The 12,945-nt window shown below is 52.5% G+C and carries 14 protein-coding genes and 1 tRNA gene; 7 read left to right on the top strand and 8 right to left on the bottom strand.

Annotated elements, in window-relative coordinates:
* Nucleotides 1-20 precede the first annotated feature (20 nt).
* Nucleotides 21-842: a rhomboid family intramembrane serine protease gene (locus AAC621_RS03160; protein WP_340252152.1), complete on the top strand. Its 822-nt coding sequence runs from the start codon at nt 21-23 to the stop codon at nt 840-842.
* 65 nt (nt 843-907) lie between these two features.
* On the opposite strand, the gene efp is transcribed toward AAC621_RS03160, so the two are convergent.
* Nucleotides 908-1,471, bottom strand: coding sequence for an elongation factor P (gene efp / locus AAC621_RS03155; protein WP_317656085.1), 564 nt, complete (start codon nt 1,469-1,471; stop codon nt 908-910).
* A 218-nt stretch (nt 1,472-1,689) separates the two neighbouring features.
* Between efp and AAC621_RS03150 the strand changes: the two genes are divergently transcribed.
* The 4 genes from AAC621_RS03150 to AAC621_RS03135 all read left to right on the top strand — a co-directional run bounded on the left by AAC621_RS03150 (nt 1,690) and on the right by AAC621_RS03135 (nt 5,388).
* Nucleotides 1,690-2,001, top strand: a complete 312-nt coding sequence (locus AAC621_RS03150) for a DUF6280 family protein (protein WP_340252151.1) — start codon at nt 1,690-1,692, stop codon at nt 1,999-2,001.
* 899 nt (nt 2,002-2,900) lie between these two features.
* A complete protein-coding gene (locus AAC621_RS03145; protein ID WP_340252150.1) occupies nt 2,901-4,259 on the top strand; it encodes a peptidoglycan-binding domain-containing protein in 1,359 nt (452 codons plus the stop codon).
* Nucleotides 4,260-4,308: 49 nt separating this feature from the next.
* Nucleotides 4,309-4,671 carry a hypothetical protein gene (locus AAC621_RS03140; RefSeq protein ID WP_340252149.1) on the top strand — a complete coding sequence of 121 codons (363 nt, stop codon included), beginning with the start codon at nt 4,309-4,311 and terminating at the stop codon, nt 4,669-4,671.
* A gap of 306 nt (nt 4,672-4,977) precedes the next feature.
* Nucleotides 4,978-5,388, top strand: coding sequence for a thermonuclease family protein (locus AAC621_RS03135; protein WP_340256287.1), 411 nt, complete (start codon nt 4,978-4,980; stop codon nt 5,386-5,388).
* 17 nt (nt 5,389-5,405) lie between these two features.
* Here the strand turns inward: AAC621_RS03135 and AAC621_RS03130 are convergent, their stop codons facing one another.
* Nucleotides 5,406-5,873 carry a YccF family protein gene (locus tag AAC621_RS03130; protein ID WP_340252147.1) on the bottom strand — a complete coding sequence of 156 codons (468 nt, stop codon included), beginning with the start codon at nt 5,871-5,873 and terminating at the stop codon, nt 5,406-5,408.
* Between the two features lie 73 nt (nt 5,874-5,946).
* Here AAC621_RS03130 and AAC621_RS03125 point away from each other — a divergent pair, with 73 nt between their 5' ends.
* Nucleotides 5,947-7,473 carry a hypothetical protein gene (locus tag AAC621_RS03125; protein WP_340252144.1) on the top strand — a complete coding sequence of 509 codons (1,527 nt, stop codon included), beginning with the start codon at nt 5,947-5,949 and terminating at the stop codon, nt 7,471-7,473.
* Nucleotides 7,474-7,627: 154 nt separating this feature from the next.
* Here the strand turns inward: AAC621_RS03125 and AAC621_RS03120 are convergent.
* The 4 genes from AAC621_RS03120 to AAC621_RS03105 form a co-directional block, all read right to left on the bottom strand.
* A tRNA-Leu gene (locus AAC621_RS03120) sits at nt 7,628-7,712 on the bottom strand.
* A 197-nt stretch (nt 7,713-7,909) separates the two neighbouring features.
* Entirely contained in the window at nt 7,910-8,449 is a 540-nt protein-coding gene (locus tag AAC621_RS03115) for an adenine phosphoribosyltransferase (RefSeq protein ID WP_317656083.1), read from the bottom strand.
* 23 nt (nt 8,450-8,472) lie between these two features.
* Entirely contained in the window at nt 8,473-9,345 is an 873-nt protein-coding gene (locus tag AAC621_RS03110; RefSeq protein WP_340252142.1) for an S-methyl-5'-thioadenosine phosphorylase, read from the bottom strand.
* 87 nt (nt 9,346-9,432) lie between these two features.
* Nucleotides 9,433-10,035, bottom strand: coding sequence for a flavin reductase family protein (locus AAC621_RS03105; protein ID WP_340252140.1), 603 nt, complete (start codon nt 10,033-10,035; stop codon nt 9,433-9,435).
* An 82-nt stretch (nt 10,036-10,117) separates the two neighbouring features.
* Here AAC621_RS03105 and AAC621_RS03100 point away from each other — a divergent pair, with 82 nt between their 5' ends.
* Nucleotides 10,118-10,594, top strand: a complete 477-nt coding sequence (locus tag AAC621_RS03100; protein ID WP_317656078.1) for a GNAT family N-acetyltransferase — start codon at nt 10,118-10,120, stop codon at nt 10,592-10,594.
* Here AAC621_RS03100 and AAC621_RS03095 read toward each other — a convergent pair.
* A complete protein-coding gene (locus AAC621_RS03095; RefSeq protein WP_340252137.1) occupies nt 10,591-12,186 on the bottom strand; it encodes a GMC family oxidoreductase in 1,596 nt (531 codons plus the stop codon). The genes AAC621_RS03100 and AAC621_RS03095 overlap by 4 nt on opposite strands.
* A 20-nt stretch (nt 12,187-12,206) precedes the next feature.
* Nucleotides 12,207-12,866: a dimethylsulfonioproprionate lyase family protein gene (locus AAC621_RS03090; RefSeq protein ID WP_340252134.1), complete on the bottom strand. Its 660-nt coding sequence runs from the start codon at nt 12,864-12,866 to the stop codon at nt 12,207-12,209.
* Nucleotides 12,867-12,945 lie beyond the last annotated feature (79 nt).

The following is a 12,945-nucleotide window of genomic DNA, read 5'->3' as shown; positions in this document are numbered from 1 at the left end:
CCCGCGAAGATGGCAGTGTCATGTTTCCGATACGCGACCATAACCCATCCAACCGCAAGCCCGTGATCACGATCGGTTTGATCTTGGTGAATGTAGCCGTGTTTCTGGGCTATTACCCCGAACTTTCATCGACCCCCGCAGGGCTTGCGCGGCTTTTTGACAGTTGGGCGCTTGTCCCCGCCGAAGTGCTGAAGGGCGGAGATACCCATAGTTTGATTACGTCCATGTTTCTGCATGGCGGCTGGATGCACCTGATCGGCAATATGCTGTTCTTATGGATTTTTGGCGATAACCTAGAGGATCAGCTCGGGCATGTTGGGTTTTTGGCCTTTTACCTTGTCGCAGGGCTGGCAGCGGGGTTTGGACAAATTTTGTCAAACCCCGCTTCGCAAGTGCCGATGGTGGGTGCCTCTGGGGCCATCGCTGGGGTGATGGGGGGATATTTGCTGTTATTCCCGCGCGCGAAGATCGACATCCTTTTTATCTTCATCATTTTCTTCAAAGTCTTCACTGTGCCCGCATGGGCCATGTTGGGGCTATGGTTTGGGCTGCAGCTGTTTAATGGTCTGTCGATGGATGCCACAGGTGGCGGTGTGGCCTATTGGGCCCATGCGGGCGGGTTTATCGCAGGCTTTGCATTGATGCTGCCGTTTTGGATCAATCGTGGCGCTCAGGCCTTTTGGGCGCGCACCGCGGGGGTTCCCCCCCATGAAGAGGCGCAATATCGCTTCGGCCAAAGCCGTATTCCTGCTGTGGGTCGGCCCAAAAATGCGCCACCCGCAGTCACCCGTGTGCTGCGGGTGACCCGCAAGACGCGCGGAGACAACCCTTGGTCAAAGTGATCTGCCAAACGAAAAATGCCCCACGCATCGCGCAGGGCATTTGATCTGACCGACCGCGTGCGTGTTTAGGCGCGTTCGGAATATTCCATCGTTTCGGTGTTCACGATGATCATTTCCTCTTGGCCGACAAAGGGCGGAACCATAACCTTTACGCCGTTGTCGAGGATTGCGGGCTTAAAGCTATTCGCCGCTGTTTGGCCCTTTACCACGGGTTCTGTTTCCACAACTTTGCAGGTGACTTTCTGAGGCAAGGTTGCGTTGAGCGCCTCGCTTTCATGGAATTCCACCACGATGGTCATCCCATCTTGCAAGAAGGGGCGGCGGTCGCCCAACAATTCCGCAGGCAATTCGATCTGCTCATAGGTTTCGGCGTCCATGAACACCAACATTCCATCTTGCTCATAGAGAAATTGCTGGTCTTTTTGTTCAAGACGCACGCGTTCTACCTTGTCAGCAGAGCGGAAACGCTCGTTCAATTTGCTGCCATTGCGCAGATTGCGCATCTCGACCTGAGCAAAAGCACCGCCCTTACCAGGCTTCACGTGATCCACTTTTACAGCGGCCCAGAGGCCACCATTATGTTCCAAAACATTTCCGGGACGAATTTCATTGCCGTTGATTTTAGGCATATTGTAAACCCTAGCAAACCTTGATGATTGATTAATGCTCCCTATATCTAGGCGATATCAGGGTGGCAATACACAAGCGCCGTGCAGCATTAAATGCGATCTCATGCAAAAAACGCATACGAGGTATGCAATATTCGCATACCAGAATCGCTTAGAACATGTGCATAAGGAGCTCCACGCCGCAAAACGCAAGAGCAAAAAATAAAAAGGACGACGAAATGCGAGATTTCGTTGATGGCACCGCCTTCAATTACGAGCAAGGTCAACGCGCACGCAAGTTATTTGCTGCCGTTGTTTTGGCCGCGCTTGATGATGCAATCGCCGATGACAAGAAATTCGGCAACGGTCCAGAGCAAATCGCACGCTGGGCGCGCTCCCGTGATGGGCGCGAAGTGCTCAGCTGTGCAGGGATCGACCCCAATGAGCGCGTTGTTCAAGGCTTGATGAAATTTGTGGCCTGTGGCGTGCGCACCTCTGTTGCGCTGAGCCGCGAGGAAAGCGAACGCCGCAATCAGGCCGAAGCTGCCTGATCAAACGTCACGCCTGATCTTTCAAACCGCGTCCCATTGGGGCGCGTTTTTTTTTGGGAAGGTGGCGGCCGCTGTGGCTGTGGTTGGCTTTGATCGCATCAAAACCAACTCAGTATTTGCGCAATGCGCTGCATACAATCCACACGCCCGAAAGCCTACTGGTCTGGTTGACACTTTCCCATAGGCCTTGCCACGTTAACTTTTACCAAAAACGTCACTAGTTTTCTTCGTGTGGTTAACATCGTGGCTCAATCGCTGATGCACTGCAAGTAAGGGCTGCATGATGTGTGCAGGCTACATGTAGAACATTATTGGAAATAAAATACTAAATGTAGTGCATCTGATTTCTGGAGCTAATCACCTTGGGTGTAAATAAATCTATATTTGTCAACAACTTATAAGTTTACCGTCCTGCAATTGAATATTGCCGTTCCACTCTATCTTGGGGGTCAGTGTGTGCAGCACTCTTGCACACTCCGCTGCACTCGCCGCAGCAGGCATAATTTAAGTTTATGTGTGAAAGAATGTGTGCTGACAGGCATAGTGGCAGATCAAATTACTAGGCATTGGAAGTTAATTTTGTTGGCTTTCTGTTGCCAAAGCATGGGTGCTAGTTTGGAAATCGAACTTCGATCTTAATCTGTTCGTCTGGTTTAACGGCGGCTGGATGTGCTTCAAAAAAGGTCAGAAAATAGGTTGGGTGTGGGAGAATACTCCCCCTCTTTGGATAAGTACTGCGGGGCTTTGGACTTTCGTACAGACTTTATTCAGTTTTACGGATCTCAATTAAATGACAGTTACAGAGACTATAAAACTTAGACTCTCTAACTATTCTTTCTTGCCTTGACTCGATTTGCGCTTAACTCAATTCTGGAAAAGAGATGTTGCGGGGGAATGACATGAAACAAACAATTTTGGTATCCGGCTTAGCTCTTGCTTTAGTGTTGCCGCAAACGGCTTCAGCAAACAATCATTCGTCTGATGCGATAGGTGCAATGATGGGGGCTATTATTGGGTCGGCTTTGTCTCAAGGTCTGCAGGCTGCGCCGCAGCAAAACTTTACAGGTTCTTCGGCTCCCAGCAGATCTTACGCTCCCAGCAGGTCGCCCGCAGAAATTGCAGAAGTACGAGAGATGCAAGAGGCTTTGAACTACTTCAATTTTCCAGCAGGTAGACCAGATGGAGTAATAGGACGAGGGACTCGTTCAGCGATAGCCCAGTACCAGAGTTTTATTGGATATCCAGCAACTGGAGAACTTTTGGCGCATGAGCGTATGTTCCTTGTTACGTCTTTCAATCGAGCGGCAGGTGAACCGCCCGCTCGCATACAGCAAGCCCTAGCAAATCCTATTGGACTCCGGAGTTTGCTGCGGGAGTATTCCCAGCCAGAGGAGCCTGCGGTTGTCGATGCAGGTAAAAACGCAACGCAGCCTACAGTGGTCAGTAGCACTGTGATTGTGGCAACAGCCAACAGTCCTGAGATTGAAGAGCTTCAGGATGAGGTAGATGATCTGGCAGATCAAGTGGCGCTACTTCAAGCAGTTGTTGACCACCAGCGGAATAGCGTTGCTTCTGTCGATCCTGAGGGTGCTGAGGCAAGAATCGAAGCGGTTATGGCTCTAATGGAGACATACAGCGCGAGACTGGAAGAGGTTGAAACATTCTCCAACGAACAATACTCCACACCGATTAGACCGCAGAACCAAAATCTGGGAGCTACTGCTCGTAGATTGTCAGAAATCTTCCCAAAGGTTCCATTTTATATCGCTGGAACCGAAGAGATTGGCGAAATGTGGGTAGAACCGGAAGTGACTGATCAGGGTTATCTGGTTTTCGGATTCAACTTTATTGATCCAATGGCGGAGTATGATCAGATACGGGAGACCATTAGCTTCACTGCAAATGAAGTTGAGATCGTTTCTGCTTCTTTAACTAAGGTCGATGAGTGGACTGACGTTGCTCAAGAGAATGGCGTGCGACGTAACTTTGAACGTCTCGTGAACTGCATTCCAGATGGAGCGTGCGAGAACTTACAAGAGGGCGTTAGCTCTAGTGCTGTAGTCTTCCAAATCTACGAAGATGGCTCAACGGCCGCAAAAATCCAAAGGAATAGAGGCTTGTTTGTATCAAGCTACAACTTCTCAGTAGAGTCCGGTTTAATGTTATCTGCATATCTTGACTATATGAGAGAAGTGGGGATGCGGGAGTTCACGACAGGCACAATGACCGAGGATGATCTGGACTCCCTGTTCGAGTGACCACTGCTCTCAAGCATAGTTGGCGACCACTAAAAAGGTTTACGTGCAAATGAATGGTTTCAAGTCGTTTCTGATCGCAGCAGCTGTGTCCATGTTGCCCATGACGGTTAATGCGCAAAGTCTGATGGAACGCTACAATCTGGTTGGTCAATGGAACATCGAGCCGAGCTTGTGTGGATTAGACTCCGAGACGTTTTTGGAGATACGTCCCGACCAACTGTTTTTCATGTATAGCGGATGCGACATTAACAAGCAGTACGAGCAAGGCTATGACATAGTGTTGGAATTGACCTGTTTCGGCGAAGGCGATGAATGGGAAAGCCGCGCCATATTAGGCGAAGGCGATGGTGGCATCATCTCCATGTATATGGACGATTTTGAATTATTTTATGAGCCGTGTTTTAAGCGCTAGAGATTTGGTTTGAAAGATTGGGGGCTAATTCGTGACTCATACCCCAGTCTTAACTTGACTATCCGGCCCAAAAGGTAGGGGTAGGGCGTTCTGATAAGCTCTCAGCATGAGGGCAGAGATAGGGGACTATCCCCTTCTCTAAATCAGTACTTTGGCATCTGAAATTTTCTGGTACTTTTTGAGACCATGTAAATTTAGGTTCATCAACGCTGGAAATTGCCAAGTGATCTTCAGGTGGTGCAACTGAAGCGCTACGGTGGATTACACAAGCGCTGGAGGCTGATTTCTGTGGCCCGCATATCATTCATGACTTTTGGCATCTTGATGTTTTCGCTGTTGCCGACAACCGCAACACCAAACGGGTCACAGGTTATCGGTTATGTCACGCACGTTAGGGATGTAGACACAATTGAGGTCGGAGACGTAGCTGTCAGGTTGAACGGACTAGATGGGCCTGAGCTATCCACCAACATCGGACAACAAGCAAAACGGTTCATGACGGAGTTGGTTCTAAACCGACAAGTGACCTGTGAGCTTACTGGTGAGCGTAGCTATGACCGGCAGATTGGGGTGTGCTTTCTCAATGGGGAAGACATTGGAGCTATTGCTGTAAGTAACGGCTATGCATTGGACTGCAGACGTTACTCCGGAGGCAGGTACGCAGCATTTGAAACTGATGCTGGACGATCAGCCATCCAAAGGGCGGGCTATTGCTGAATTTCCATTCTTAAATACTAGCTGCGATGCTTCGCTATGTAAGCAGCGGCCTTGTCATGTCTTACAAGCCCAGCAACTTCGCTGCTAACCACTCGACGACCAACAGGCCAAATAGAGATAGCTGCGAGTTTGAAGCATTGTAGTCCGAAGGGAATAAGTAAGATGGTCAAACAGGCCAGAACACCGGCAAGGATGTAGTAAAAGAACAGAAGAATGCCGAAGGTCACGGCCCATAGTAGGTTGAATATGAAGCCAACAGTGCCAGTCATCATAGTCTTTGGAGAGAGTTCTTTCTGGTCGATGTCTCTGATGTGAACGATTTCTTTCCCGAAAGGGAATGCACTCATTTTCGCCATCTCAAGCGCAGAACGCGTGAGTGGTAGGCCAATAATCGTTATGGCGAAAATCAATCCTGCAACGAGCCACGTGAGAGCTATGTGCCAACCAAACAGCACAAACCATAATACGTTGCCTGCAGTACGCATGGATTATTTCCCTAATATCTTGAAGTGAACTTCTCTCCAGCTACAACTTAGATAGAAATTGATGGAGACTACAATGGCGCTGCGTATGAAAAAATTGGCAATCTTGTCCTTAATTACGTGTTTAGCGCCTGCCGCAGCCTTCTCTCAGTCGTGTACAGTCGCGCAGGTTTCTCAAGAGCTTTCATACGAAGACACGTTCAATTCGTCGGGTTCTCCACTCGGCGATGCGTATGCTGTGTTCCAGCAAGATCGCTTCTATGTGAACCAACAGGGGCGGCTCGACCCGAATGATAAGCCCGATCCGATCATGGTGAACCGTGAGGCAAGAGCTAACTATGGTCAGGCTATAAGAGCCTACATGAATGCTAATGGAATGGGCGACATGCCTGCTCAGGTTCTTGTTGGCAGTCAGTATACGGTTGAAATTGAGGCCTGCGGTTCACAAGACAATCCTTCCATTCGAGTTCTTTTGATGCGCATGGGCGGCGATATTGAGGATGATAGCTGGGAACTTGAGCTAGAGTACCGTGAAGCGGAGTTAGCTGACTGGGAACAACGCCTCAATCAACGTGAAGCAGACTTGTACCAATGGGAGCGTCAACTGGGCGATTGGGAACGCCGGTTGTCCGACATGGAATACAACCTGTCAAACCCACAGCAAACTCCCGTTTCGCCGACAGGGGACAAAAACCCTGCAGGTCCAAGTGAGCCTGCAACCTCATCAAGTATTCCAGCTAGCGGCAGCAATTTTGCATCGGATTTTGTCCAAACGGAATGGACACTTTTTGACGATAACCTGTCATGTGGTACTGGTCAGGCTCGGTCATTTCAGAGATTTACACCTCAAGGCTACTTGCAAATGATCAATGGTGACGACACCAGTTCCAACGATTTAAGGGTAAACTACTTCAACGTAGATGAGCAGCTTCGTACATTTCAAGCAGAGTACGTGTACTACAATCCGAGCCTTACAGTACACGCCACTGCTGTTACAACATATAACGGAACTGTAAATTCTGATGGTTCGCTTAGCCTCACCTCAAACATCCAAATAATCGACTTTGATACGATTAATTCAGCAAGACCAGTGTACACAACCACCCAAGAGGGAGGTACCTATTGGAGTTGTGATGACGTTGAACAAGCCAATGACGCTCTCGTAGAAAGTGCCTTTAATGACGGGAACTATGATCGTGTGCTGATCTCAGGCGTGCCTGCTGACATGTTGTCACAAGCCACTCAGTCCTGTGCTGTTGCACTGTCTCAGGCAGTTAACACCAGCGATAATCTAGTATTACAAGTTTTCACTAGCCGCTACGGCCAGTGGAGCGAAACGATATACGGAACGGATGCTTGTCGGCAAAGTGATAACCCTAATTTGTGTGCCAGCGGTGAAAGCGAAGAAACAATTACCGTTATTCAAAACGACCCACTGACTTTACAGTCTAGATCAGTGTCGGGAGACTGCATTTCCATAGATGAATTCCGATTGGCTAATGGAGCTGGCCAGCACATCGCCACGTATCCAGAATCTATTTGTCCATCACTATATCGACTGCTGCCAGACCCAATTACTGAGAATGTAATTGAGTGTAATTGAGGTAGTTTACCGTAACGATTATGCGCCTTTACCGGAACTCTACGATTGTAGAGGTATTTCCCGTCACGAATTAATGTGTGCGGTATTGTGTGCATTTTTTACCTCGCCATTAATTAAATTAGCGAAGAAAAAAAGTGATTTTTTGTTGGGAAGGTGGTGGCCGCTGTGGGACTCGAACCCACACGCCCGAAAGCCTCGGATTTTAAGTCCGGTCTGTCTACCAGTTCCAGCAAGCGGCCACAGGGTTTGATTAGAGGAAAGTTTCCCGCCCCGCAAGCGGCCGAGGCACGTTCCATCCCCTACATCCAAAATTCGCCCCGCCCATAATATGAGCGAGGCGAAGGTTTGGGTTAGCAAGCAACATGTTCGCACGTGCTAGCGAACACCCCTTCGATACAGGGCAGGGCGTTAAATTTTGGTGAAATTGCGAAAAATTTTATAGCCCATCAAATTGGCAGAGCGCGTGAACGCTTTGGCCCATCTCCTCAAGCTTGGCGCGCCCCCCCAATTCAGGCAGATCAACCACAAAGGCGCAGCCCGTCACCTGCGCGCCGAGGCGCTCAATCAAGTGAATGCCCGCCCGCGCTGTGCCGCCAGTGGCCAAGAGATCATCCACGAGCAAAACACGTTCACCCGCCTCGAAAGCATCATCATGGATCTCGACAGTGGCCGTGCCATATTCCAATGCGTAATCTTCGCTGATCGTGGCCGCGGGCAATTTGCCTTTCTTGCGAATAGGCACAAAACCTTTGCCCAGTTGATGCGCGACCGCGCCGCCAAGGATGAACCCCCGCGCCTCAAGCCCCGCGACCTTATCAATCTTTTGCCCAACATAAGGGGCAAGCAATTGATCCACAGCCAATCGAAACCCGCGCGGGTCTGCAAAAAGCGTGGTCACGTCACGAAACAAAATCCCCTCATGCGGGAAATCGGGAATGGTGCGGATATAATCCTGAACCGTTTTTTGGGGCGTCATAGCGTCTCTCCGTTCGGCGGGCATTACAGCACGCGGCCTGCAATCGCATCTAGCTTGGCGACCATATCAGGGTCGCGCTTATCGGGGGCCGTCATGATGGCGTGATCCAATGCGCGATCACAGCCGCACGGACAAGGCGCGCGCTCAGGCCCCAAAAGCGCAGGCAAGGCGGCAATGGTCTTGCGCGCATTTTCTGCATTTCCTGTAAGGGTTTTGATGATCTCGGTGATATCCACCGCGCCGTGATCTGCATGCCAACTGTCATAATCCGTGATCATCGCAATCGGGGCGTAGCAAATCTCCGCTTCGCGGGCCAATTTTGCCTCTGGCATATTGGTCATGCCGATCACATCGGCCTTCCATTCATTGCGATACATCAGTGACTCTGCGAGGGTCGAGAATTGCGGGCCTTCCATCGCCAGATAAGTGCCGCCTTGATGCAGTTTTGCGCTGCTTGCGCTTGCGGCCTTGGCCAATTTTGCGCTGAGATCCGCGCAGGTGGGATGTGCCACGCTGACATGGGCCACCAGACCTGTGCCGAAAAAGGATTTATCGCGCGCGAAGGTGCGGTCGATAAATTGATCAACCAAGACGAAATCACCAGGCGCCAAATCTTCGCGGAATGACCCGCAGGCGGAGACAGAGATCAAATCGGTCACCCCAAGGCGTTTTAGCGCGTCAATATTGGCGCGATAGGGCACGGTGGTGGGGCTGTGGACATGGCCGCGCCCGTGGCGTGGCAAAAAGGCCATGCTGACCCCGCTCAGGCGGCCCGTCAGGATGGCGTCAGACAGCGTGCCAAAGGGGCTGTCCACCTCAACCCATTTCGCGCCCTCAAGCCCGTCTATCTCATAGACGCCCGAGCCGCCGATCACGCCAATCACGCGCTCTGTCATCCTGCCCCTCCATGGGTTGGTTCCAAATCCACGCGCGCAGTATCGCAAGCGGCGGGGGGAAGGGAACCCGCGAATTGGTATTTTGGCCTATTCAGGCCGCGTCATGGTGAAAATTTCACCGATTTGCGCGTAATCCTGATAGCCAAGCCGTGAAATCAAGCCCGCGCGGGTGATGTCAAAGCGGCCATCACTCAGGCAATCAGGGCGGATATGCACCCCCGTCACTTGGCCAAAGACCGCAAAATTATGTGCCCCGTCCAAGGCAACGATTTGGGTCAGTTTGCATTCAAGGCTTGCGGGGGCGTTGGCCACCCGCGCTGCTGCAATGGTTTCACAGGGGGCACGGGCGATCTGTGCATGGGTAAATTCATCCACGCCCCTTGGCCACGGGCCAGAGCTTTGGTTCATCATATCGCGCATCTCGTAGCCCACGAGATTGACACAAAACACCCCCGTCTCGCGAATATTGGCCACGCTATCCTTGGTGTCGCCGCGATCCGCTTTGGCCGAGGTCGAGGCGAACATCACCTGTGGCGGCACATAGGCGACTGCGTTGAAAAAGGAATAAGGCGCAAGATTGTCCTGACCATCGCTCCCCCGTGTCGAAATCCACCCAACCGGGCGCGGTGCGACTATGGCATTGAACGGGTTGTGGGGCAGGGGGTGGCCGTCATCAGGTTTATAGAACATCGCCGCGCCTTTTGCTTCTTCGGTTTGGCATTGAGCTAGCGCCGTGCTACCAGTTTGACCAGAGGCATTACATGAGCAGCCAATGGTCGATATCGCCAAAGAGCAGCCAAATGACTGGTGGGAGGTCGAAGCCCTTTTCGATCTGTGCTTTGCGCCCGGGCGCACGGCGCTGAGTTCCTATCGCCTGCGCGATGGGGTTCCGCCTGTTGACGGGCTCTGTCTCATAGCCCGCGATGACTATGGTGCGATTGGTGGAGCGATCCGGTTTTGGCCCGTGCGTGTCGGGGCCAAAGAGGCGTTGTTGCTTGGCCCGATTGCTGTGCATCCCACCCGTCAGGGGGAAGGTTTGGGCGGGCTGCTGATCCGCGAAGGTCTGCGGCGGGCTGACGCCTTGCACTGGCCGCGCACCATGTTGGTGGGGGATGCCCCTTATTATAGCCGCTTCGGGTTTCACCGCCTCGAGGGGGTGGAGATGCCACCACCCACCAACCCCGCCCGCATTTTGGGCGTTGGGGATTGGTCAGGGGTGACGGGGAAAGTGACGCGTTGGGGCGCCTAAGCGAGGCGCGCCAAGATCAAATCTGCAGCTTTTTCGGCAATCATGGTCACGGGCGCATGGGTATTGCCCGAGGGGATGGATGGCATCACGCTGGCATCCGCCACGGACAGGCCCGAAATCCCGCGCAAGCGCAACTCTGGGTCAAGCGGCGCGTTTTGATCCGCCCCCATTCGAACGGTTGAGACAGGGTGAAAAATCGTGGTTGCGATATCGCCTGCGGCGCGCACCAGATCACCTTCGCTATTGATATGGGTGCCGGGTTTGATTTCTTGCGGTGCAAAGGCGCGCAAGCGTTCGGTTTGCATCAGGCGGCGGGCATGTTTAATGCTATCGACCGCCACGCGCTGATCTGCTTCAGCAGACAGGTAATTCGGGTCAATGACAGGGGCGGCCTTTGCGTCGGGCGAGGTGATATGCACCGAACCGCGGCTTTCTGGCCTAAGGTTGCAGACCGAGATGGTGAGTGCGGGGAAGTCATGCAAAGGCTGACCAAAAGCTTCAAGCGATAGGGGCTGTACATGATATTCGATATTAGCGGTTTCGTAATCGGAACTTGATTTCGTGAAAATGCCCAGTTGTGAGGGGGCCATGGCCATCGGGCCAGATCGCTTGAGCGCATATTCAAGCGCAATTTTGGCCCGCCCCCAGAGCGAGGCGTAAAGGGTGTTGAGTGTTTTTGCGCCTGAAATGCGGAAAATCGTGCGGATCTGAAGGTGATCGGCGAGGTTTTCGCCAATCTCGGGGCTGTCTTGGATCACGGGTATGCCCAAACCCTGCAGGCGTTCCGCTTGGCCGATCCCTGACAATTCCAAAAGTTTCGGTGTGCCAATTGCCCCCGCGGCTAAGACCAACTCACCGCGGATTTGGATGTCTTTGACGATCCCGTTTTGACGATAGCGCAGGGCGCGAACGCGCCCCTCGGTGATGACGATTTGCTCGGCCTCTGCATTCGTGACGATGCGCAGGTTCTTACGGGTTTTGGCAGGATCAAGGAAGGCGCGGCGCGCGTTCCACCGCAAACCGCCTCTTTGGGTCACTTCGAAATATCCCGCGCCCTCATTGTCGCCTGTGTTGAAGTCATCTGAGGGCGGGATGCCCATTTCAGCGGCTGCTTCCCGCACCGCATCTAAAATTTCCCATGACAGGCGTTGATTTTCCACGCGCATTTCGCCGCCTGCGCCATGCAGGGCGTCCGCGCCGCGATGATAATCTTCCGAGCGTTTGAAATAGGGCAGGACATCCTCCCATCCCCAACCCGTATTGCCCATCTGGCGCCAAAGATCATAGTCGCGCGTTTGGCCGCGCATATAGATCATTCCATTGATTGAAGAGCAGCCCCCTAAAACCCGCCCACGCGGATAGTTGAGCGCGCGCCCATTTAACCCCGCCACAGACGCGGTTTTATAGCACCAATCAAGGCGCGGATTTCCCATCGCATAGAGATATCCCACGGGGATATGCACCCAAGGGTGGCGGTCATGCCCACCCGCCTCCAACAACACGACCTTGTGCTTGCCATTTTCAGACAGGCGATTGGCCAACACACATCCCGCTGACCCTGCGCCGACAATCACAATATCCGCTGCTTGCATGATTTAACCTCGATTGCTTTTTATATGCCCGCTTCAATACGGGCTTTTCTTGTTGCAGAAAGCTTCATCCCTGGGCTTGAAAGTTTGCTCTCAGGCCCAAGCCATGCATATGCCAAGAGGCAGGGATCAAGATCCGCCGTTGTGATCCGATGTTCGTCACCGGGGCGGTTTAGGATTAACGAACCTGGTGCATGAGCTGCGACTTCGTTTTCAGACCAATCGCCCGCGACCGAGATATAGCTTTCTTCAATTTCCGCATGGCTGTGTTGCGGGTAAGTGGTGCGGGGGGCAAAGAGAACAAAGCCCAAGATCATCTTTTCAGAATAGATCGGCCCCCGCGGCCCCAATATCTCGCAATAGGCATATTTCTGCGCCAAGGCCTTTGGCACTTTCTCATAGCCGTATTCCCATGTCAGTTCGGTTGCGACCCGCGACAGCGCGCGCGACAATCCCGCGACCAAACCCCGCTCGCCCAGATCAAGGGCGCGGGGCAAATGGTCGGTGACGGGTTTGAGCAATGGCCCGCGCGGCATCACCACGGGATTTGTGTCAAATACCTGCGAGATGCCTTCACGCACCCGTTTGCGGTGGCTGCGGATTGGTTTTGATCCCCCCGCCGAGCCGCGCCTGTAAAGCGCCTCAAACTCGCGCAAGAGATAGACCCAATTTGGAAAGGCCATAAGCCGCTTTGGGGGCCTCAACCTCAAGCGCCAACGGGGCAAGGGGGTCTGTCATAGCTGCTATCCTTTTGGGGCCCTA

The organism is Roseobacter sp. HKCC-CH-9208 (genome assembly GCF_037805125.1).
Taxonomy (GTDB): Bacteria; Pseudomonadota; Alphaproteobacteria; order Rhodobacterales; family Rhodobacteraceae; genus M30B80.
The sequence above is the reverse complement of the archived record's forward strand: the minus strand, read 5'-3'. Positions and strand labels throughout refer to the sequence as shown.